Below are 21,301 nucleotides of genomic sequence, written 5' to 3' on the forward strand. Positions count from 1 at the left end.
AGTCCGACTCGGACGACCTCGGCCGGCACCCCCGCTCCGGCGCCGCCGGCCGGCGGGGACCGCGCGGCGCAGGTCCTCGCGCTGGTGAACCAGGAGCGAGCGAGCGCCGGCTGCCGCCCGCTCAGCGCCGACGGCGGCCTGGCCGCCGTGGCCGCCGCGCACAGCGCCGACATGCGCGACCGCGGCTACTTCGACCACGTCAGCCTGTCGGGACTGAGCCCCTTCGACCGGGCCGACGCCGCGGGTGTCTCCGCCCGGGCGGAGAACATCGCCCGCGGCCAGGCGGATCCGGCGGCGGTCATGGAGTCCTGGATGAACAGCCCCGGCCACCGGGCGAACATCCTCGACTGCAGCCTCACCCGGCTCGGCGTCGGCATCGCCGACGGCGGCGGCGGCCCCTGGTGGACCCAGCTCTTCGGCTGACCCGCCGGGCCACCTGGTGATCACCACCGCTGCAGCGGGGTCTCGATCCGTTCGAGGCCCCGCTGGACCGGTGGTGATCACTGAGCGAGGGCCGCGCCGATCCGGCGGACAAGGCGATCGGGTTCCCGCAGGTCCGCGGCGGTGACGTGGATGACCCTCCAGCCCGCCGCCACCAGGCGGTTGAGCCGTCGGCGGTCCTTGGCGAACTGGCCGGGTTCGGCGTGCCAGGCACCGTCGTACTCGATCGCCACCTTGAGCTCGGGATAGGCGAAGTCGACGCGCGCCACGAACCCCTCGTCGTCGAAGACCCGGTACTGCGCCGTCGGCACGGGGAGCCCGGCCCGCAGCAGCAGGAGCCGGAGCCGGGTCTCCTGTGGCGATCCCGCGAGCCCGTCGGCGAGTTCCGCGATCTCCCGGGCCAGTCGGCTGCCCCGACAGCGCGGGAGTGCCGCCACGGCGTCACGGACGTCGCGGAGGTGGACGACGCCGGCGGTCACGAGCCGGTCCAGCAGGACGATGCCGTCGTCCACACGCCCCCGTCGGACGAGGTCGACAGCCGTCCGCACCCGTGACGTGCGTGGCAGCCCCCGGGGTGGCCTGACCACGTCACCGTCGAGCGACGCCGTCCGCACCACCACCCCCGGGGACGGACGCCAGCGCACACCCGGGGGGACCACCACCTCCACCGGGACGTCGGGGTCGGCGAACGAGTCGCCGGCCCACAACGCCGCGGCGGTGAGCCCGCCGAAGACGGCCTCGGGAGGGGCGACGAGGTGGACACCGGTGGCCTGGACCAGGTGGGTGACCTCCCGACGCGCATCCACGTAGACGTCGCGCCGCAGCCGCCGCCACGCGGAGCTGCGGAGCTGGTCCTCGGAGAGCAGCCCGCGCCGCACCGCCCAGGTCCCGCGGAAGACCTTGCCCCGGAGGCGCTCGGGACTGGCAGGCGGGACGGGCACCCGCGGAGCGTGCCCGAATGCGGGCGAGCGCTGCGGACGCCGTCCACAACCATGATCAGCACCGCTCCACCGGGCCCTCAGCGCCACTGAGACCCCGCTGGACCGGTTCTGATCATGTGCCGAACGCGCAGCGACCCCCGCGCCCGAAGGTGCGGGGGCCGCCTGCGTTCGGCGCCTACGTCAGGCCATGGCCTTCTTGAGGTTGGTGTCGATGGCCGCCAGGAAGTCCTGGGTGGTGAGCCACGGGCTGTCCTTGGAGATGAGCAGCGCGAGGTCCTTGGTCATCTGACCGCTCTCGACGGTCTCGATGCAGACCCGCTCGAGGGTCTCCGCGAAGGCGGTGACCTCCGGGGTGCCGTCGAGCTTGCCGCGGTGGGCCAGGCCCCGCGTCCAGGCGAAGATCGACGCGATCGGGTTGGTCGACGTCTCCTTGCCCTGCTGGTGCTGGCGGTAGTGCCGGGTCACCGTGCCGTGCGCGGCCTCGGCCTCGACGGTGCGGCCGTCCGGGGTCGCGAGCACAGAGGTCATGAGGCCCAGCGAGCCGAAGCCCTGCGCCACGGTGTCGGACTGCACGTCACCGTCGTAGTTCTTGCAGGCCCATACGTAGCCGCCCTCCCACTTGAGCGAGGCGGCGACCATGTCGTCGATCAGCCGGTGCTCGTAGGTGATGCCGGCGGCGTCGAACTTCTCCTTGAACTCGGCCTGGAAGACCTCCTCGAAGATGTCCTTGAACCGGCCGTCGTAGGCCTTGAGGATCGTGTTCTTCGTGGAGAGGTAGACCGGGTAACCGCGGTCCAGGCCGTAGTTGAGCGAGGCCTTCGCGAAGTCCCGGATCGAGTCGTCGAGGTTGTACATCGACAGCGAGACGCCGGCGCCCGGGGCCTGGAAGACCTCGTGCTCGATGGGCTCGGAGCCGTCGGACGGCGTGAAGGTCACGGTCAGCGTGCCCGCGGAGGGGAACTTGAAGTCGGTGGCGCGGTACTGGTCACCGAAGGCGTGACGGCCGACGATGATCGGCTTGGTCCAGCCCGGCACCAGACGCGGGACGTTCTTCATGATGATCGGCTCGCGGAAGATGACGCCGCCGAGGATGTTGCGGATCGTCCCGTTCGGGGAGCGCCACATCTTCTTGAGGCCGAACTCCTCGACCCGCGCCTCGTCCGGCGTGATCGTGGCGCACTTGACGCCGACGCCGTGCTTCTTGATGGCGTTGGCGGAGTCGATGGTGATCTGGTCGTCGGTCGCGTCGCGCGACTCCATGCCCAGGTCGTAGTACTCGAGGTTCACGTCGAGGTACGGGAGGATCAGCTGGTCCTTGATGAACTGCCAGATGATCCGGGTCATCTCGTCGCCGTCGAGCTCGACGACGGTGCCCTCGACCTTGATCTTCGCCACGTGCGCGTTCCTTCTCTCTGCTGGTGGTGACCCTCTGGAACGGCCCCCGTCCCGGGGCCCGCCCCGAGCGTGCGAGGGGTGGGGAGGACGGGGGTCCTTCGTCAGAGGTCGGCTATGTCAGCCTGCTTGGCGCGCACGGCCTCGGCTGCTTCGCGCAGCCCGGCCAGCTCGCTCTCGGAGAGGTCGCTCTCGACGACCTTCCGCACTCCTTCTCGGCCGATCTCGGCCTCCACACCCAGGTAGACGCCGTTGATCCCGTACTCGCCGTCGACCCACGCGCAGACCGGCATGACGGCACCGGAGTCCTCGATGACCGCCTTGGCCATCCGGGCGGCCGCCGCCGACGGCGCGTAGTACGCCGAACCGGTCTTGAGCAGGGCCACCACCTCGGCACCGCCGTTGCGGGTGCGGTCGACCAGGTGGTCGATGCGGTCCTGCGCCATCACGTCGGACAGCGGCTTGCCGTCGACGGTGCAGCGCGAGGGCACCGGCACCATGGTGTCGCCGTGCGAGCCCAGGGTCAGGGTCTTCACCGAGGAGACCGGGACGCCGAGCTCCTCGGCCACGTTGTCGGTGAAGCGGGCGGTGTCGAGCATCCCGGCCTGCCCCATGACGCGGTTCTTGGGGAACTGCGTGGCCAGCTGGGCGAGCGCCGTCATCTCGTCGAGCGGGTTGGAGACGACGATGACGACGGCGTCGGGCGACGTGGCCGCGATGTTCTCCGCGACCTGCCGGACGATGCCGGCGTTGGTCTCGATGAGGTCCATCCGGCTCATGCCCGGCTTGCGTGGGATGCCCGCCGTGATGACGACGACGTCGGACCCCTCGGTGCCCTCGTAGGAGCCACCCCCGACGCCCACCACCCGGGTCTCGAAGCCCTCGATCGGGCGGGATTGGTTCATGTCGAGGGCCAGGCCCTCGGGCTTGCCCTCCACGATGTCGGTGAGGACGACTGTCTCGAAGATGTCGTACTCGGCGAGACGGAGAGCTGTCGTGGAGCCGTAGAACCCGGCGCCCACCACGGTGACCTTGCCGTTCCGAGGCTTGTCTGCCATGGCCGCCAACCTAGCGCCGGGGGCGCCACCTCGCCTCAGCGGGTGCACGGATCGCGTGCCGGGACCGTCCTCAGGCGGACGGGATGGCCACCGAGACGACGACGAGCGCGAGCCCGGCGCCGGACATGAGGACGACGTCCATCGGGCGGCTGCGGACGGCGAGGAAGCCGACCCGGCGCACCGGCAGGAACAAGCGCAGCAGCGCGCCGCCGACCAGCGCCAGCCCCATAACGATCAGACCCATGCGCCAGTGCTCGATGGTCACCAGCGCGAGCCCCACGGCCACCGCCGCCAGCACCGCCAGGAGCGGCAGCTGCCGGATCAGCCCGGCCAGGAAGGGCCGGCGGACGTAGAGGGGCGGGCGCGTGGTGGTCACGCGGAGAGGGCCTCGGTGGCGGCAGCCTGCTCGGCGGCCAGGACGACGTTCTGCAGCAGCATCGCCCGGGTCATCGGGCCGACACCGCCCGGGTTGGGGGCCACGAACCCGGCGACGTCGACGACGTCCTTCGCGACGTCGCCGGCGATCTTGCCGTCGACCCGGCTCACGCCGACGTCGAGCACGGCGGCACCGGGCTTGACGAGGTCCGCGGTGACCAGACCCGGCACGCCCGCGGCGGCCACGATGACGTCGGCCGTCCGGAGGTGCGCGGCGAGGTCCCGGGTGCCGGTGTGGCACAGGGTCACCGTGGCGTTCTCCGACCGACGGGTCAGCAGCAGCCCGAGCGGGCGGCCGACGGTGATGCCCCGGCCGACGACGACGACCTCGGCGCCGGCGATCGGCACCTCGTAGCGGCGCAGCAGCTCGACGATGCCGACCGGGGTGCAGGGCAGGGGGCCGGGGACGTTGAGGACCAGACGGCCGAGGTTGACCGGGTGCAGCCCGTCAGCGTCCTTCGCCGGGTCCATGGCCTCGAGGATCCTGCTCTCCTCGATGCCCGCCGGCAGGGGCAGCTGCACGATGTAGCCGGTGCAGTCGGGGTCGGCGTTGAGCTCGTCGACGACGGCGAGCACCTCGGCCTCCGTCGCGGTGGCCGGCAGCTCCCGCTGGATGCTGGCGATGCCGACCTGGGCGCAGTCGGAGTGCTTGGCGTTGACGTACCAGCGGCTGCCGGGGTCGTCGCCCACGAGCAGGGTGCCGAGCCCGGGGCGGTGCCCCGCGGCGGTCAGGGCGGCCACCCGCCCGGTCAGTTCGGAGCGGATCGCCGCCGCCGTCGCCTTGCCGTCCAGGATCGTCGCGGGCACGCGGACAGTGTGCCCGAGGACTGCCCACGACGGTCGGCACGGTCCTAGGCTCGGTCGTGGCGGGCGCTGCCGACGCCCCGCTCGAGCCGGAGGTGCGCCATGACCGAGCGCGATCAGAGCTTCGGAGGGGCGAGCGCCGCCTCCGGTCCCCCGACGGACACGACGACGCCGGTCTACTCGGCCGAACCGGTGGCGGTGCGCGGTCCCTCCAGCCTCGCTGGGCTGCTGCTCATCCTCGCCGGCATCGCGGCGGCGATCAGCCTCGTCCTCGACTGGGTGGACGGCGAGGACACCACCGCCCTGGACCTGGTGCGCGAGGGTTTCGAGGACCTCGGGGGGATCGTCGACAACGGGCTGTGGCAGCCGATGGCCGTCGTGCTGGGCGGCGGCGTGCTGCTCGTGCTCGGCATCCTGATGTGGCTGCCCGCGCGGTCGCACCGCTTCCTGGGCCTGCTCGGGCTGATCGTCAGCGGCCTGGTCACCTGGGCGGTGCTCGTGCCGCTGTACGAGGCCGACTGGGAGCTGGCCGTCTTCGGTCCCGGCTTCTGGTGCGCGATCGCCGTCGCCGTCCTCGGGCTGCTGGGCAGCCTCAAGGCCCTGCTCACCGGCAAGCGCTACCGATGACACCGTCGTCCTCCGGACGACACCGCATCCAGGAGCCGTCCCCCATCGGCGACGAGCGCGTCAGTCGCTCGATCGCGGGACCCTCCGGGCCCCACTCCTCACGACGCCGTTCCGGCTAGTCGGCCACCTGCGCCCCATGGGCGCGGGCGAACTCGACCGCCTGGGCGATGTCGAGCCGCACGCCGGTCAGCTCGAAGGACCGCCAGTTCACCTCGTCCATCGACGCGCCGCGCAGGTCGGCACCGCGCAGCTTGGCCGACTGCAGCCGCGCGCGGTCCAGGTCGGCGTTGGTCAGCGTCGAGCCCCGGAGGTCGGCGTCGGTGAGGTCCGCCTCGCGGAGGCGCTGACCGGACAGGTCCAGCTCGGCGAGGTCGGCGCCACGCAGGTTCGTGTAGCTCCAGTCGCACTCGGTCGCCGTCATGGGCCGCAGCACGGCACCGGGGAACTGCGAGCCGGTCAGCTTGCAGCCGTCCCAAGTGACGTCGACGAGCTTCGCGCGGTCGAACCGGCAGGACAGGAACGCCGAGCCGAGGTGGCGCGACCCGGCCAGCCGCGCGCCGGTCAGGACGCACTCCTCGAACACGCAGCGCCGGGTGACCAGCTCCTCGAGGGAGGCGTCGTCGAACCGGCACCGGGTGAAGGTGACGCCGTCGAGCTCGGCATCCCACCAGTCCACCCGCGCGAAGTCCTCGCCCTCCAGCACGGATCCCGCAGCCGGAGGCCGGACGTGCGGCTTCGGCCCCGTGTAGGGACCCGAGCCGAGCTTGCGAGGTGTGGGGGGCACGGGGTCCTTCTAGTGGGCGAAGTGGCGGGTGCCGGTGAGGTACAGCGGAACGCCCGCCGCGGCCGCCGCGGCGATGACCTCCTCGTCGCGCACGGACCCACCGGGCTGGACCACCGCGCGCACCCCGGCGTCGAGCAGGACCTGCAGCCCGTCGGCGAAGGGGAAGAACGCGTCGGAGGCCGCGACGGAACCGGCCGCCCGCTCCCCCGCCCGCGAGACGGCCAGCCGAGCGGAGTCCACCCGGTTGACCTGGCCCATGCCCACGCCCACGGTGGCGCGGTCGTGGGCCAGCAGGATCGCGTTGCTCTTCACCGCGCGGACCGCCCGCCAGGCGAACACCAGGTCGTCCAGGCCGGCCGCGTCCAGCGGCTCCCCCGTCGCCAGCGTCCAGGTCGTCGGGTCGTCACCGGCGGCGTCGATGCGGTCGGTGGTCTGGAGCAGCAGCCCGCCACCGATCGGGCGGAGCTCGGCGCCCGCGGCCGGCAGGTGCGGGAGGCGCAGCAGGCGGATATTCTTCTTGCCGGTCAGCACCTGCAGGGCGTCGTCGGTGAACGACGGCGCGACGACGACCTCGGTGAAGACCTCGGACACCTGCTCGGCCATGGTCAGGTCGATCTCGCGGTTGGCCGCGATGACCCCGCCGAAGGCAGACAGCGGGTCGCAGGCGTGCGCCTTGCGGTGGGCAGCGGCGATGTCCGGGCCGACGGCGATCCCGCACGGGTTGGCGTGCTTGATGATCGCCACGCACGGGTCGGCGTGGTCGTGCGCCGCCCGCCAGGCGGCGTCGGTGTCGACGTAGTTGTTGTAGGACATCGCCTTGCCGTGCAGCTGTTCGGCGTGGGCGAGGCCGGGCACGGCGGCGCCGCGGTACAGCGCGGCGCCCTGGTGCGGGTTCTCGCCGTAGCGGAGCACGTCGGCCCGCTCCCAGCTCGCGGCCACCCACTCCGGGAAGTCGCTCTCCGGGTCGGGGGCGAGGACGTTGCCCATCCACGACGCGACGGCGATGTCGTAGGAGGCGGTGTGCCGGAAGGCGGCGACGGCCAGCCGTTGCCGCTCGGCCAGCGTGAAGCCGCCGGCAGCGACGGCGCCCAGGACGTCGGCGTAGCGCGCCGGGTCGACGACGACCGCGACCGACGGGTGGTTCTTCGCCGCGGCCCGCACCATCGCGGGCCCGCCGATGTCGATCTGCTCCACGCACTCGTCCGGCGAGGCGCCCGAGGCGACCGTCTCGGTGAACGGGTACAGGTTGACCACGACGAGGTCGAAGGCGGCGATGCCGAGTTCCTCGAGCTGCGTCACGTGCTCGGGCCGGCGCCGGTCGGCGAGGATGCCCGCGTGCACGGCCGGGTGCAGCGTCTTGACCCGCCCGTCGAGGCACTCGGGGAAGCCCGTGACCTGCTCCACCGGCGTCACCGGGATGCCGGCGTCGGCGATGCGCCGTGCGGTCGCCCCGGTGCTGACCAGCTCCACGCCGGCCCCGGCCAGCCCGCGCGCCAGCTCTTCGATGCCGGTCTTGTCGTACACGCCGAGGAGGGCGCGACGGATCGGGTTGCGGTCGCTCATCGGAGCTCTCGTCCTCTCGTTCCGGTGGTCACCAGCCGGGCCACCGTCTCCACCAGGAGCTCGCGCTCCACGGCCTTGATGCGTTCGTGCAGTCGGGCCTCGTCGTCGTCGGGCAGCACCGGCACCTCGCGCTGCGCCAGGACCGGCCCGGTGTCGACCCCGGCGTCCACGAGGTGGACGGTCGAGCCGGTCACGGTCGCACCGGCGGCCAGGGCGTCGCGCACCGCGTGCGCGCCCGGGAACGCCGGCAGCAGCGCGGGGTGGGTGTTGATCAACCGGCCGCCGAAGGCGCCCAGGACGGCGGGTCCGACGATCTTCATGAAGCCGGCCGAGACCACGAGGTCGGGCTCGAACGCGGCGATCTCGGCGGCCAGCGCCCGGTCCCAGGCGGCGCGGTCGGCGTGCTCGCCCACCGGGCAGACGAACGTGGGCAGACCGTGGCGACGGGCGTGCTCCAGCCCGGCGGCAGGGCGGTCGGCGCCGACGGCGACGACGTCGGCGGGATAGCCGGGCTCGTCGGTCGCGGCGAGCAGCGCCGCGCAGAGCGATCCGGCGCCCGAGATGAGGACGACGACCCGTGCCCGAGAGGTCGATCGCCCGGGCCCGCCCACGCCGCGACACTATCCGCCGCTGCGGAGACCTCCGCGGGGCGGCATCAGCCGGGGTTCCGCCACCGGGTGACCGCGGCCGCCAGTGCCGCCGCGATGCCGGCCTGCGCCGCGATCGCCAGGCCCGTCGCGATGGGCGGTGCGCCGACGTCGGCGAGGGCGCCGTCGCCCAGCGAGCCGCCGGCCGCCCAGACCACGACGCCGCACACCACGCCGACGAGCACGCCGGCCAGGACGCCCGTCAGCCCGGCCACCACCGAGCCGCCGTCCCGCGCGGAGAACCGGCGGGCGACGGTGAACCCGGCGACGAGCCCGGCGAGCGCGGGCACCGCCTGCGAGGCGAACGCCAGCAGTGGCACCGCCTGGGTGTCCGGCAGCGCGGCCAGGAGCGGGAGTGCCGGCACCGGGCCGAGGGTCACGCCGTGGACCGAGATCAGCGTCCCGCTGCCCACGGTGAAGCCCGGGCCCGCGGCCAGTCCGAGCACCGCGGCCGCCGCGTTGGGCAGCAGCAGCACGCCCAGCAGGAGGAGACCGAGCGCGCCGGCGCCGGCGCCGCCGAGCTGTCCGGAGACGGCGGCGTACCCGCCCGCGTCCGCGGCGAGGGCGATCGCCACCACGGCGAGGCACAGGGCCAGGGCGGCCAGGACACCGGCGAGGACACCGCTCAGGAGCGGGCGGGTGGGGCCGGGCAGGCGGTCGAGAACCGCGTCCAGGACCCCGGACTCCCGGCCGACGCCCCATCCGGCCGACACGACCGCGAGCAGCGCGGCACCGCCCACCGCGCGGAGCAGTCCCACCTCGGCGCCGGGCCCGTCGACCGCCAGCGACGTGACCGCCGTGAGGGCGACGTGCACACCGGCGACGGCGCCGGCCAGGCGCAGCGCCTCCGCCGTCCCGAGCCCGTCGGCCCCGGCGACCGCCCGGCCGGCCCGGGACAGCCCCCAGGCGATCCCGAGGGTCAGCAGCAACGGGGCCAGCGCGATCGGACCGGACGAGACCGTGATGTCGGCGCCCTGGGCGAGCACCCACAGCCGGCCGGCGAGGGTCACCGATCCGCCGAGCGCCAGGCCCCCGGTCGGGTCGAGGGTGGAGACGACGCCGACGGCGAGCGAGAGGCCGGCGAGGCCCGCCGCCGTGACGGCCACCGCCGCCGCGAGCGCGAGCCAGACGCGCGGGATCGCGGGCCCCCCGTCGCCACCGTCGGCACCCCGGGAGGGCAGACGCGCGAGGAGGGAGACCACGGGCCCACTCTCCCAAGTCATGCGGCCCGGGGCCGGGCGTACGCGCCGGTGGACGCTCGGGCCCCGTCAACGCGCACCGGCGCGTCCCCACGCAGAGCGATGCGAGGGGACGCGCCGGGTTCGGACGCGCTCGTGCGTGGGGCGGTCAGACCCCGGTCGAGGGACCGGCCGGCGGCGGCGGGGGCGGCGGCGGGCCCTGCTGACCGTAGGTCTGACCAGGCTGTCCCGGCTGCCCGGGACCGGAGGCGGGCCGGTTCGCCCACTGCGCGGCTCCGCCCAGCGCACCGGGGAGCGCCGGCCCGTTGCGCAGTTCGGGCAGCAGCGACAGGACGGCGAACAGCAGGATGGCCGCCGCGGTAATCATGCCCAGCAGCGCGAAGACCGAGAACTCGTACAGCTCGTCGAAGGTGTCGAACCAGGCAAGCAGGGCGAAGAGGAAGCCCAGCGCCGCCAGGGCCACCGTGATCCACGACCGCGGGAAGCCCAGCTTGATGTCGGTGAACGCCGGGAGCACGGTCCAGACCGTGGCGAGGAGGAACAGGAAGAAGGCGAGCTTCACGTCGCCGTTAGCCCAGCCCCTGACGCCGAAGTCGCCACCGAAGAAGTCTGCATCGAGGGTGTACCACTTGAAGAGGCTGAGGACCAGGAAGAGCAGGGTCAGACCGGCGATCGCGTAGTCGGCCATCCTGAGCCGCTTGGCGTCGAACGAGACGCCCGATCCGCCGGTCCCGGCGGGCTGCCCGTGGGCACCCGGGCCCGGCGTGGGGGGCTGCTGCCCCGGAGGGGGGCCGTACCCCGCGGGCTGCTGCGGGGGCTGCTGCCCGTGCGGGGGCTGACCGCCCACGGGCGGCTGCGGAGGCTGGCTGGACGTCATCGCGGGGCTCTCCTCGCAGAGGGTCGGATTGGCGCGAGGCGCATGGTTCTCGCACCTGCCCGTCCAGCGCAACCACCCTGTGCGCCCCGTCACCCGCTCGTGATCATCCGTCACCCTCGGGCACGGAACAGCAGGGGTTTCCTCGCAGCGCGTCACTCGACCCGGTCAGCGGAAGCGGTCGACGCCGGCCAGCCGGCGGAGGAGGCCGGTCCGAGGAACGACACGGGCCCGGCCCCTCGAACGAGGGACCGGGCCACGTGGGCGGGGACGTCAGCCCCCGATGATCTCCCGCATGAGCTGCGCGGTCTCCGACGGCGTCTTGCCGACCCGGACACCGGCGGCCTCGAGGGCCTCCTTCTTCGCCTGGGCGGTACCGGCCGAGCCGGACACGATCGCGCCGGCGTGGCCCATGGTCTTGCCCTCGGGGGCGGTGAAGCCCGCGACGTAGCCGACGACCGGCTTGGTGACGTTGGCCTTGACGAAGTCGGCGGCCCGCTCCTCGGCGTCGCCACCGATCTCGCCGATCATCACGATCGCCTCGGTCTCCGGGTCCTCCTGGAAGGCCTGGAGGGCGTCGATGTGGGTGGTGCCGATGACCGGGTCACCACCGATACCGATCGCGGTGGAGAAACCGATGTCCCGCAGCTCGTACATCATCTGGTAGGTCAGCGTGCCCGACTTCGACACCAGGCCGATCTTGCCCTGCTTGGTGATGTTGGCCGGGATGATGCCCGCGTTGCTGCGCCCGGGGCTGATCAGGCCGGGGCAGTTCGGGCCGATGATGCGCGTCGCGCCACCCTGGGCGTGCGCCCAGAAGTAGGTCGAGTCGTGCACCGGGATGCCCTCGGTGATGACGACGGCGAGCCCGATCTGGGCGTCGACGGCCTCGATGACCGCGGCCTTCGCGAACGGCGGCGGCACGAAGATGACGCTGACGTCGGCGCCGGTCTCCTTCATGGCGTCGGCGACGTTGCCGAACACGGGCACGCTGGTGCCGTCGAAGTCGACGGACGTGCCGGCCTTGCGCGGGTTGACGCCACCGACGATCGCGGTGCCGGAGGCGAGCATGCGAGCGGTGTGCTTGCTGCCCTCGGAGCCGGTCATGCCCTGGACGATGACCTTGCTGTTCTCGTTGAGGAAGATCGACATTCTGGTGTCCTTCGAAAGGTTTTGGAGGCCCCCTCCAGGGGCCCGCCGCGAGCTTGCGAGTGGTGGGGAGGAGGGGGTCCTTCCTCAGGCGGCGAGTTCGGCGGCCCGGCGCGCGGCGCCGTCCATCGTGTCGACCACGGTCACCAGGGAGTGGTTGGCCTCGGCGAGGATCCGCCGGCCCTCCTCGACGTTGTTGCCGTCGAGTCGGACGACCAGCGGCTTGGTCGCCTCGTCGCCGAGGATCTCCAGGGCGGAGACGATGCCGTTGGCGACCGCGTCACAGGAGGTGATGCCGCCGAAGACGTTGACGAACACGCTCTTCACGGCCGGGTCGGACAGGATGATCTCCAGGCCGTTGGCCATGACCTCGGCCGAGGCGCCGCCACCGATGTCGAGGAAGTTGGCCGGCTTGACGCCGCCGAACTCCTCACCGGCGTAGGCGACGACGTCGAGGGTGCTCATGACCAGGCCGGCACCGTTGCCGATGATCCCGACCTCGCCCTCGAGCTTGACGTAGTTGAGGTTCTTCTCCTTGGCGCGCGCCTCGAGCGGGTCGGCCGCGGCCGCGTCCTCGAGCGCGGCGTGCTCGGTGTGCCGGAAGCCGGCGTTCTCGTCGAGGGTGATCTTCGCGTCCAGGGCGAGGACGGTGCCGTCCGGCGCCTTGGCCAGCGGGTTCACCTCGACCAGCGTGGCGTCCTCCTTGCTGAAGACGTCCCACAGCTGCACGGCAATCGCGATCACCTGGTCGCGCACCTCGGCGGGGAAGTTCGCGGCGTCGACGATCTCGGCGGCCTTCTGCGCGTCCACGCCGACGGAGGCGTCGACGCGGATGCGGGCCAGCGCCTCGGGGCGCTCGACGGCGAGCTGCTCGATCTCCATGCCGCCCTCCTTCGAGGCCATCGCCAGGAAGGTGCGGTTGGAGCGGTCGAGGAGGTAGGAGAAGTAGTACTCCTCGGCGATGTCGGACGCCTGGGCGACCATCACCTTGTGGGTGATGTGCCCCTTGATGTCCAGACCGAGGATGTCCTGGGCGCGGGCGCGCGCCTCGTCGGCGTCGGCGGCCAGCTTGACGCCGCCGGCCTTGCCGCGGCCGCCCACCTTCACCTGCGCCTTGACGACGACCTGCTGCCCGATCTCGCGGGCGATCGCCTCCGCCTGCTCCGGCGTCTCGGCGACGCCGCCGGGGAGCACGGGGACACCGTGCGAGGCCAACAGGTCACGGGCCTGGTACTCGAAGAGATCCACGATCAGGCACCGTAGCCCGCCCGTAACCGAGTTGCCCCCTCGGGCGTTGTACGAAGCAGGCAGGCGTGGGACGCATCACACGGTGCGTCACCCCATCGCGGCAGGTCCGGCCCCGTCCGGGTGGCCGCACCGGCGCCGGCCACCGCGTCCCGACGTCGAGGAGCCCACACGTGCGCCGAGCCATGACCGTCCTGGTCACGACCCTGCTGACCGCAGGGGGGATCGTCGCGTCGGCCCCGTCCGCGGTGGCCACGGGGATCGCCGTGCGCGACCTGACCATCACGGTGACGGGGATCGGCCCGGAAGCGCGGACCTGCCAGATCGACGCCGATCTCTACGTGCCCGCCGGCGTGAACCGGAAGAACCCCGCGCCGGCCCTCCTGGCCACGAACGGCTTCGGCGGGGAGAAGGGTGACCAGGCCGACCTGGCGCACGGCTTCGGCGAGCACGGCTACGTCACGCTCTCCTACACCGGGCTGGGCTTCGTCGACGGCGACCCGTGCCCGATCACCCTCGACGACCGCGAGCACGACGGGGAGGCGGCCAGCCAGCTGCTGCGCTTCCTGGGCGGGGACCCGGCCATCGAGGCCGTGGACGACGCCACCGGCGAGCGGGTCGTGGTCGACCAGGTGATCCGCGAGGACCGGCGCGGCAAGAAGACCTACGACCCGCAGGTCGGCATGGTCGGCGGGTCCTACGGCGGGCAGATCCAGTTCGCCGCCGCGGCCGTCGAGCACGCTGCCGGGACGAACCGGCTGGACGCGATCGTCCCCATGATCACGTGGAACGACCTCTCCTACTCCCTGAACCCGGACAACAGCGGCCTGCCCGGCGGCACGGCGCAGAGCGGCTCGATCGCCTCGGCCACCACCGGGGTCTTCAAGTACCAGTGGTCGCTGTTGTTCACCGCCCTGGGCCTCGCCAGCGGGCTGCAGGACCTGCCGGCCTTCTCCGACCCCGCCCAGGTGCAGAACGCGGCCCGCGAGAACTGCCTGAACTTCGACGCACCGGTGTGCCAGGCGCTCCTGGAGGTGGCAGCCGTCGGCTACGCGAGCCAGGAGTCCGTGGAGTTCCTGCGGTCCAACTCGGTGGGCAGCTACACCGAGCACGTCCGCGTGCCGACCCTGATCGCCCAGGGGCAGGCCGACACCCTCTTCAACCTGCAGGAGTCGGTGGCCACCTACACCGCGCTGAAGGCGCAGGGCACGCCGGTCTCGCTGGTCTGGCACTCCTGGGGCCACAGCGGCCTGGGTCCCCAGCCGGGCGAGTACGACCCGCGCCACCCCGCCGACTCCTACCAGGGCCGGCAGGTGCTGGCCTGGTTCGACCACTACGTCCGCGGCAAGGGCACGGCCCCGGAGCCCGTCTTCGAGTACTACCGCGACTGGGTGATGGAGGAGACCGGCGACGTCTCCGCGGCGTACGCCTCGGCGCCGTCCTACCCGGTGGGCCAGGAGCAGACGCTGCACCTCTCGGGCGGCGGGCTGAGCGAGGGCACGCTCGTGTCCGATCCGAACGCCGTCGCCCCGGGCGTCAGCTCCTACAGCAGCGTCGCGCCCGTCGGCCCGAACTACACCGAGACGGCGTTCCTCGACCAGTCGGGCCCGGTCACCGACCCGCCGGGGACGGCGATCCGGTTCGCGACGCCGCCGCTGGCGCAGCCGTTGGACGTCGTCGGCTCCCCCCGGCTGACGGTGCAGCTGGACGCGCCGTCCGTCGCGGCGACCCAGGGCACCGGCCCGGGCGGGCAGCTCGTGGTCTACGCGAAGGTCTACGACATCGGTCCCGACGGTGCCGTCGAGCTGCCGCACCGGCTGATCTCACCGGCCCGCGTCGCCGACGTGACCCAGCCGGTCACCATCGAGCTGCCGGGCATCGTGCACCGCTTCGAGGCGGGGCACCGGCTCGCCGTGGTCCTGGCCGGTGGCGACCTCGCCTACCGAGGCTCCACGCTGCCCCAGCCGGTGAGCCTGGCGACCGGCCCGGGCCGCACGCAGCAGCTCACCGTCCCGGTCGCCTGACGACCCCTCAGGCCGAGGTCAGCCGCCCGCGGAGCCAGTCGGCGATCTCGGTCGGAGCGGTACCGGGAGGGAAGACCCGCCCCACGCGCTCGAGCCCGGGCCGGTCCTCCTCGGGGACCGCGCCGCCGGCGAAGACGGCGACGTCCTCGACCCCGCGCTCGGCCAGCACCTCGACCAGGCGGGTGAGCCACGTCAGGTGCGCCGCGTCGGCGACCGCGACACCGAGGGCGTCGGCGTCCTCCTGGACCACGGTGGCGGCGAGCTGCTCCGGGGTCTGGTCCAGCCCGGTGTAGACGACCTCCATGCCGGCGTCGCGCAGGACGCGGGCCACCACCTCGGCACTCGGCTCCGGCCCGCCGGGGCCCGGTCCGGCGACGACGACCCGGATGCGCTCCTCCACGAGCCCACCGTAGTAAAGGGACCCCGCTGCCCCCACCACTCGCGAGCTCGCGGTGGGTCCCTGCAGCGGGGCCTTCTAGGTGCGGCGGCGGAGGCGCCAGGTCAGGGCGGTGAGCGCCACGAAGCCCAGACCGGCGACGAGCAGCCCGGCGCCGGGCAGCGTCCAGTCCAGGTCGTCGGAGACGACGGCGTCCCGGAGCCCCGAGAGCCCGAGGGACAGCACCGTGACGGCGATGGCGAGGAGAGCGCCCACGGCGGCCAGACGGGGGCGCAGCGACGGGGCGACCACCGAGCAGAGCACCAGCGCCCCGGCGAGCAGCAGTCCACCGAGGAGCGCCAGTCCGGGACGCTCCAGCAGCGCCTGCGGCCCCTCCCGGGTCACGACGACCTCGAGGCCACTGATCGGGTCGGTGACCAGGTCGTCCGGGACGTCGGCGGCCGGGAGCGTCAGGCAGAGCACCGTGCCCGCCCCCAGCAGGAGGGAGGCGCCGCCGAGCGGGCCGCGGACGGCGTCGAGCGCGCCGCCGTCGTCCATCACGGTGCGCCCCCAGACGGCGACGGCGACACCTCCGGCGAGCACCGTCAAGGCGAGCGCGACGACGCCGAGCACCCAGCCGGGCCCGATCTCGATGCCACTGGTGAGCACCCGCTCGCCGGCGAACACCTCCACCCCGGGGCGGTCGACCGAGCTCCTCCCCCGGTAGACCTCGATGAGCAGCTGCCCGAGGGCGAGGGCTCCGGCGACGGCGGCGTACGCCAGACCGAGCTTCGGGAGCACCTGGCGCGCGAGCGAGACACCCATCGCGGCCGTAACCACGGGCACGAGCAGCACGACCAGCGCCTCGCCGATGCTGCCGGCCTGGACCAGCGTGCGACCGCCCACCTCCAGGTAGGTGGGAAAGGCCGAGGCCGCACCCGCCAGCGCGGCGAGAACGAGGAGGATGCCGACCACCCGGACGCCTGGCGGCACGGTGCCGACGACGAGGCCTTCTCCGGCGAGGGTGCCGGACCGGCGCACGTCTGGACGGTTCTCCCGCCGTGCGGTCGCCGGCCGGCCGCTGCGCCGGGCCGTCGCGGTACGGACCTCGCGGGGCACGGTCCTCCCTTCAGTTCGGTCACGAACCGGCCTCGATCGGCCGTTCCCGGGGGGCGTTCATGTGACGCCCGCCACACCCGGGCATTACCGTCGGGTGAACGGACACAACCAGTGCAACGACACCGGCGCGGTCGAGCCCAGGCACCGCCGGCGGCACACACGGGGAGCAGGCCATGCAGCCGACGAACATCCGGGGCTCCGAACCAGCGTCGCACACCACGGCGGCTCCGGAGGGTGCGCCACGAGGGGCGCTGCGGGCCCTGTGCAGCCCCGCCGCGCTGGCCGGTGGACTCACCGAACTGGCCTGGGTGGGCGCACACGTCCTCATGTATCCCCTGGGCACCCGGACCGAGCAGTGGCGCCCCGATCTCAGGCATCGGCCCGGGGCGCAGTCCCCCGCCGTCCGGGCGCTCTTCGCCGCCGATCCGCTGGCCGCGCGCACTCCCGTCCTGCTCGTCCACGGCCTCGTGGACAACCGCTCGATCTTCGCCGTGATGCGCCGCAGCCTGCGCCGGCGGGGCTTTGCGTCGGTGTGCTCCTGGAACTACAGCCCGCTGCTGCGCGACGTCGGGCGTGCGGCCCAGGACCTCGGCGACCACATCGAGCGCATCTGCGCGCAGACCGGGCACGACCGCGTGCACGTGGTCGGGCACAGCCTGGGTGGCCTCATCTCCCGCTACTACGTCCAGCGCCAGGGCGGGGACCGGCGGGTCGACTCGCTGGTCACGCTCGGCACTCCGCACGGCGGGTCGCTGCTGGCCCACGCCCTGCCGACGCCGCTGGTGCGGCAGCTCCGGCCCGGGTCGCCGGTCCTCCAGGAGCTGGCCGAGCCCGTCGACCGGTGCGACACGCAGATCACCGCCGTCTACAGCGACCTGGACCAGATGGTGCTGCCGACGTCGGCAGGCCGGTGCGACCACCCCGACCTCGCGGCGCGGAACCTGCTCTTCCGGGGCGTCGGGCACATGTCACTGCCCATCCACCGGGGCGTGCTGGACGAGGTCGCCCTGACCCTGGCCGGGGCCGGTCGCAGCGTCGCGGAACGCTCGCCGGTGCACGCCGTCGCCTGAAGAAGCACCCCTTCCTCCCCATCCCTCGCAAGCTCGGGGCGGGCCCCTGGAAGGGGCCGCGACACGTGCCACGCGGTGCTTGGTGACGCCCTCACGCCCCGTTACGGTTCGGTCACGGCGCCGGTAATCACCGGCGGGCGACCGCTCCGCGACCGCCCCCGCCGCCCTCGCTCCCCCGACGGGCCGCCACGGACCACGGGGAAGCACTCGCCCGGGAAGGTGCGCCGTGTTCCCCACCAGTGCGCCCCCGCTCCTCGAGCGGCCGGCGAGCGGGAACGACACCGGCCGCGCGCGACTGCCGATCCCCGCCCCGCGCTCGGAGGCCGTCCTCGGCGACGACGTCGTGCGCCCCGAGCCCGTCGAGCAGGCCGAGCCCGCTGCCGGCCGCCGCCTCCCCGGGCTGTCGCGGCTCGCTCGGGTGCCGCACCCTCCTGGCCGCCGCGCACCGCTGTGGTTCGCCGCCCTGGTCGCCGGGGCCCTGGTGGCCGGCGCTCCCGCCGTCGTCGGCGGCCCCGACCCGGTCTCCGTCACCGCGTCCGAGCTGGGCCTGGGCGGCGCCGAGCACAGCTTCAGCGGTGGCCTGGACGACGCCGGTGTGCGTCGCGGCATCACCGAGGCCGAGGCGCAGGCCCGCCTGGGCGAGCTCGCCGCCTCGCGTGCCGCCCGCCAGCCGAAGACCGTCCTCCCGGTGAGCGGCCGGCTGACCACCTGCTTCTGCAAGCGCTGGGGCACGATGCACTACGGCCTCGACCTGGCGGCTCCCCTGGGCACGCCGATCTACGCGGCCTCGGACGGCGTCGTCATCAAGGCCGGGCGGGCCTCCGGCTACGGCAACGCCGTCTACATCCAGGACGCCGACGGCAACGTGCACATCTACGGGCACATGCGCTACTACAGCGTCGCGGCCGGCGACATCGTGCACGCGGGCGATCAGATCGCCAAGGTCGGCAACGAGGGCCAGTCCACCGGCCCGCACCTGCACTACGAGATCCACCGTGGCGGCATGGACGGCCGGCCCACCGACCCCAAGGTCTGGCTGGCCGACCGCGGCGTCAGCATCTGAACCCAGCGTTGAACCCCTGAGGCCCAGAACCTGTCCGGTTCTGGGCCTCAGGGGTTCAACGGTCCGGAGGAATGCTCCTCAGAGCTTGACCAGCGGGGCGTAGCGGAGGACGAGGCGCTTGGTGCCGCCGGAGCCGAAGTCCACGGTCGCCTGCGCCTTGTCGCCCACGCCGTTCACCTCGACCACCGTGCCCAGCCCGAAGGCGTCGTGGCTCACGCGGTCGCCGACGTCGACCGAGATGACGGCCCGGTTGCCGACACCGCCGCGCAGCCCGCCCGTGGACAGGCCTGTGGCCGCCACCCGGGACTGCGCCGACTTGTAGCCGGTCGACGGGGCCGGGGTCGGGTCGAGCCGCTCCCAGTGGATGGTCTCGGCCGGGATCTCGTCGAGGAACCGGGACGGCGGGTTGTAGGAGGGCTGGCCCCAGCTGGTGCGCACCTGGGCCCGGGAGATGAACAGCCGCTGCTGCGCGCGGGTGATGCCCACGTAGGCCAGCCGGCGCTCCTCCTCCAGCTCCCGCGGGTCGCCGAGTGCCCGCAGGTGCGGGAACACGCCGTCCTCGAGGCCGGTGAGGAAGACGACCGGGAACTCCAGGCCCTTGGCGGTGTGCAGGGTCATCATCGTGACCACGCCGGCGTCGTCGCCCGTGACGGGGATCTGGTCGGCGTCGGCGACCAGGGAGACCTGCTCGAGGAAGTCGGTGACCGTGCCGTTCGGGTTGGCCGCCTCGAACTCGGCAGCCACCGAGATGAGCTCGTTGAGGTTGTCGACCCGGCCCTCGTCCTGCGGATCGGTGCTGGCCTGCAGCTCGGTCAGGTAGCCGGTGCGGTCGAGGATGCTCTCGAGCAGCGCGGCCGGCCCGGAGCCGGTCTCGACCAGCTGCTCGAACTCCTCCAGCAGCGCGACGAACTCCTGGATCGCCTTCAACGAGCGGGTGGCGAGCTCGCCCACCTCGGCGCAGCGGCGCAGGGCTCCGGCGAACGGGATCCGCTCGCGGTCGGCGAAGTTCTCGATGCACGCCTCGGCCCGCTCGCCGATGCCGCGCTTGGGGGTGTTGATGACCCGGCGCAGGCTGACGATGTCGGTCGGGTTCGCGACGACCTTCAGATAGGCCAGGGCGTCGCGGACCTCCTTGCGCTCGTAGAACCGGACGCCGCCGACGACCTTGTAGGGCATGCCGACCCGGATGAAGACCTCTTCGAAGACACGGGAGGCGTTGTTGGTCCGGTAGAAGACCGCAATGTCCTTCGGCTGGGCCACGCCCTCGTCGACCAGCGCGTCGATCTGCTCGGCGACCCAGGCGGCCTCGTCGTGCTCGTTGTCGGCGACGTAGCCCTCGATCAGCTCGCCGTCGCCGGAGTCGGTCCACAGGTTCTTGGGACGGCGGCCGGTGTTCTTGGCGATGACCGTGTTCGCGGCCTTGAGGATGCGCTGGGTCGAGCGGTAGTTCTGCTCCAGCAGGATCGTCGTGGCCTGCGGGTAGTCGCGCTCGAACTCGTCGATGTTGCGGATCGTCGCGCCACGGAAGGCGTAGATCGACTGGTCGGCGTCGCCGACGACGCACAGCTCGGCCATCGGCACCGGCCCCTCGCCGGTGCCGACCAGCTCGCGCACCAGCATGTACTGGGCGTGGTTGGTGTCCTGGTACTCGTCCACCAGCACGTGCCGGAACCGGCGCCGGTAGTGCTCGGCGACGTCGGGGAACGCCTGCAGCAGGTGGACGGTGTTCATGATCAGGTCGTCGAAGTCCATGGCGTGCGCCTGGCGCAGCCGCTGCTGGTAGAGCGTGTAGGCCTCGGCCAGCACCTTCTCCGGCGCCGTCCCCGGGACGTAGCTCTCCTCGTCGATCAGCTCGTTCTTCAGGTTCGAGACCTGGGCGGCCAGGCTCCGGCCGGGGTAGCGCTTGGCGTCGAGGTCGAGGTCGCGGGCGACCATGGTCATCAGCCGCACCGAGTCGCCCTGGTCGTAGATCGTGAACGACGACTTCAGGTTCAGCTTGGCGGCCTCGGCGCGCAGGATGCGCACGCACATCGAGTGGAAGGTCGACACCCACATCGCACGCGCGCGCGGGCCGACGAGGGCGGCGACGCGCTCCTTCATCTCGCCGGCGGCCTTGTTGGTGAAGGTGATCGCGAGGATCTCGCCGGGCTGGGTGTTCCGGGCGCCCAGCAGGTAGGCGATGCGGTGCGCCAGCACCCGGGTCTTGCCCGAGCCCGCCCCGGCGACGATGAGCAGCGGCCCGCCCTCGTGGACGACGGCCTGACGCTGCGGGCCGTTCAGGCCGGCCAGCATCCGGTCGAGCTCGCGCCCCACCTGGCCCTTGGCCGATCGCTGGAGGGCGGCTGTTCCCGGCAGGGCTTCCTGGACGCTGCTCATGACCACATCACTGTAAGCCGGACGGGCGACACTCCCCCGCCGTCGTCCACGCCTGACCCACCTGTCCCAGGAGCGGACCTGGCGTCCTGGCCATGGCCTGTGGCAGACTCCCCG

Annotated in this window: 20 protein-coding genes; 5 read left to right on the plus strand and 15 right to left on the minus strand. The window is 73.0% G+C overall.

All coding sequences use genetic code 11. From position 1 onward, the window contains the following. A partial coding sequence (locus BN344_RS19885) for a CAP domain-containing protein (RefSeq protein ID WP_040339092.1) occupies positions 1–423 on the plus strand: 423 nt, incomplete at its 5' end. 77 nt (positions 424–500) lie between these two features. On the opposite strand, the gene BN344_RS10595 is transcribed toward BN344_RS19885, so the two are convergent. From BN344_RS10595 to BN344_RS10615, 5 genes are all read right to left on the minus strand, one after another. Then, entirely contained in the window at positions 501–1,382 is an 882-nt protein-coding gene (locus BN344_RS10595) for an endonuclease domain-containing protein (protein ID WP_040338478.1), read from the minus strand. A 180-nt stretch (positions 1,383–1,562) separates the two neighbouring features. Next, entirely contained in the window at positions 1,563–2,777 is a 1,215-nt protein-coding gene (locus BN344_RS10600) for an NADP-dependent isocitrate dehydrogenase (protein ID WP_040338479.1), read from the minus strand. A 101-nt stretch (positions 2,778–2,878) separates the two neighbouring features. Then, positions 2,879–3,832 carry a malate dehydrogenase gene (gene mdh, locus BN344_RS10605; RefSeq protein ID WP_040338480.1) on the minus strand — a complete coding sequence of 318 codons (954 nt, stop codon included), beginning with the start codon at positions 3,830–3,832 and terminating at the stop codon, positions 2,879–2,881. Positions 3,833–3,902: 70 nt separating this feature from the next. Beyond that, on the minus strand, positions 3,903–4,208 hold the full coding sequence (locus BN344_RS10610; protein WP_040338481.1) for a DUF3017 domain-containing protein: 306 nt from the start codon (positions 4,206–4,208) through the stop codon (positions 3,903–3,905). Continuing rightward, positions 4,205–5,074 (minus strand): bifunctional methylenetetrahydrofolate dehydrogenase/methenyltetrahydrofolate cyclohydrolase, encoded by an 870-nt coding sequence (locus BN344_RS10615; protein WP_040338482.1) that lies wholly within the window; start codon positions 5,072–5,074, stop codon positions 4,205–4,207. The genes BN344_RS10610 and BN344_RS10615 overlap by 4 nt, the downstream gene beginning before the upstream one ends. A gap of 99 nt (positions 5,075–5,173) precedes the next feature. On the opposite strand from BN344_RS10615, the gene BN344_RS10620 reads away from it, so the two are divergent. Continuing rightward, positions 5,174–5,698, plus strand: coding sequence for a hypothetical protein (locus BN344_RS10620; protein ID WP_040338483.1), 525 nt, complete (start codon positions 5,174–5,176; stop codon positions 5,696–5,698). Between the two features lie 115 nt (positions 5,699–5,813). Here BN344_RS10620 and BN344_RS10625 read toward each other — a convergent pair whose 3' ends face one another. The 7 genes from BN344_RS10625 to sucC form a co-directional block, all read right to left on the minus strand. Then, positions 5,814–6,482, minus strand: coding sequence for a pentapeptide repeat-containing protein (locus BN344_RS10625; RefSeq protein ID WP_051515794.1), 669 nt, complete (start codon positions 6,480–6,482; stop codon positions 5,814–5,816). A gap of 9 nt (positions 6,483–6,491) precedes the next feature. Then, positions 6,492–8,045, minus strand: coding sequence for a bifunctional phosphoribosylaminoimidazolecarboxamide formyltransferase/IMP cyclohydrolase (gene purH, locus BN344_RS10630; protein WP_040338485.1), 1,554 nt, complete (start codon positions 8,043–8,045; stop codon positions 6,492–6,494). After that, positions 8,042–8,656, minus strand: a complete 615-nt coding sequence (gene purN, locus BN344_RS10635) for a phosphoribosylglycinamide formyltransferase (RefSeq protein ID WP_040338486.1) — start codon at positions 8,654–8,656, stop codon at positions 8,042–8,044. The genes purH and purN overlap by 4 nt, the downstream gene beginning before the upstream one ends. A gap of 44 nt (positions 8,657–8,700) precedes the next feature. Beyond that, entirely contained in the window at positions 8,701–9,894 is a 1,194-nt protein-coding gene (locus BN344_RS10640) for a cell division protein PerM (RefSeq protein ID WP_040338487.1), read from the minus strand. 145 nt (positions 9,895–10,039) lie between these two features. Then, entirely contained in the window at positions 10,040–10,768 is a 729-nt protein-coding gene (locus BN344_RS10645; protein ID WP_040338488.1) for a hypothetical protein, read from the minus strand. A 270-nt stretch (positions 10,769–11,038) separates the two neighbouring features. Continuing rightward, the gene (sucD, locus tag BN344_RS10650) at positions 11,039–11,917 is read right to left on the minus strand and encodes a succinate--CoA ligase subunit alpha (RefSeq protein WP_040338489.1); all 879 of its coding nucleotides are present in this window, start codon (positions 11,915–11,917) and stop codon (positions 11,039–11,041) included. An 84-nt stretch (positions 11,918–12,001) separates the two neighbouring features. Continuing rightward, positions 12,002–13,162: an ADP-forming succinate--CoA ligase subunit beta gene (gene sucC / locus BN344_RS10655; RefSeq protein ID WP_040338490.1), complete on the minus strand. Its 1,161-nt coding sequence runs from the start codon at positions 13,160–13,162 to the stop codon at positions 12,002–12,004. 170 nt (positions 13,163–13,332) lie between these two features. Between sucC and BN344_RS10660 the strand changes: the two genes are divergently transcribed. Further along, positions 13,333–15,183: a CocE/NonD family hydrolase gene (locus tag BN344_RS10660; protein ID WP_155858839.1), complete on the plus strand. Its 1,851-nt coding sequence runs from the start codon at positions 13,333–13,335 to the stop codon at positions 15,181–15,183. A gap of 7 nt (positions 15,184–15,190) precedes the next feature. On the opposite strand, the gene BN344_RS10665 is transcribed toward BN344_RS10660, so the two are convergent. Together BN344_RS10665 and BN344_RS10670 are read right to left on the minus strand one after the other, a co-directional pair. After that, positions 15,191–15,583 (minus strand): cobalamin-dependent protein, encoded by a 393-nt coding sequence (locus tag BN344_RS10665; protein WP_040338492.1) that lies wholly within the window; start codon positions 15,581–15,583, stop codon positions 15,191–15,193. A gap of 75 nt (positions 15,584–15,658) precedes the next feature. Continuing rightward, positions 15,659–16,600, minus strand: a complete 942-nt coding sequence (locus tag BN344_RS10670) for a hypothetical protein (protein WP_051515909.1) — start codon at positions 16,598–16,600, stop codon at positions 15,659–15,661. Between the two features lie 251 nt (positions 16,601–16,851). On the opposite strand from BN344_RS10670, the gene BN344_RS10675 reads away from it, so the two are divergent. Together BN344_RS10675 and BN344_RS10680 are read left to right on the plus strand one after the other, a co-directional pair. Beyond that, positions 16,852–17,748, plus strand: coding sequence for an alpha/beta fold hydrolase (locus tag BN344_RS10675; RefSeq protein WP_040338493.1), 897 nt, complete (start codon positions 16,852–16,854; stop codon positions 17,746–17,748). A 226-nt stretch (positions 17,749–17,974) separates the two neighbouring features. Next, positions 17,975–18,811 (plus strand): M23 family metallopeptidase, encoded by an 837-nt coding sequence (locus tag BN344_RS10680; RefSeq protein ID WP_231486721.1) that lies wholly within the window; start codon positions 17,975–17,977, stop codon positions 18,809–18,811. Between the two features lie 78 nt (positions 18,812–18,889). Here the strand turns inward: BN344_RS10680 and pcrA are convergent, their stop codons facing one another. After that, positions 18,890–21,187: a DNA helicase PcrA gene (pcrA, locus tag BN344_RS10685; RefSeq protein ID WP_040339095.1), complete on the minus strand. Its 2,298-nt coding sequence runs from the start codon at positions 21,185–21,187 to the stop codon at positions 18,890–18,892. Between the last annotated feature and the right edge of the window lie 114 nt (positions 21,188–21,301).

The sequence above is a fragment of the Candidatus Blastococcus massiliensis AP3 genome, from assembly GCF_000582785.1.
GTDB classification, from domain to species: domain Bacteria; phylum Actinomycetota; class Actinomycetes; order Mycobacteriales; family Geodermatophilaceae; genus Blastococcus; species Blastococcus massiliensis.

Excerpts from the sequence above, each read along its gene's own strand:
- BN344_RS10675 (WP_040338493.1), top strand. The coding sequence starts at position 16,852 with ATGCAGCCGACGAACATCCGGGGCTCCGAACCAGCGTCGCACACCACG.
- mdh (WP_040338480.1), bottom strand. The coding sequence starts at position 3,832 with ATGGCAGACAAGCCTCGGAACGGCAAGGTCACCGTGGTGGGCGCCGGG.
- BN344_RS10645 (WP_040338488.1), bottom strand. The coding sequence starts at position 10,768 with ATGACGTCCAGCCAGCCTCCGCAGCCGCCCGTGGGCGGTCAGCCCCCG.
- pcrA (WP_040339095.1), bottom strand. The coding sequence starts at position 21,187 with ATGAGCAGCGTCCAGGAAGCCCTGCCGGGAACAGCCGCCCTCCAGCGA.
- purH (WP_040338485.1), bottom strand. The coding sequence starts at position 8,045 with ATGAGCGACCGCAACCCGATCCGTCGCGCCCTCCTCGGCGTGTACGAC.
- BN344_RS10620 (WP_040338483.1), top strand. The coding sequence starts at position 5,174 with ATGACCGAGCGCGATCAGAGCTTCGGAGGGGCGAGCGCCGCCTCCGGT.
- sucD (WP_040338489.1), bottom strand. The coding sequence starts at position 11,917 with ATGTCGATCTTCCTCAACGAGAACAGCAAGGTCATCGTCCAGGGCATG.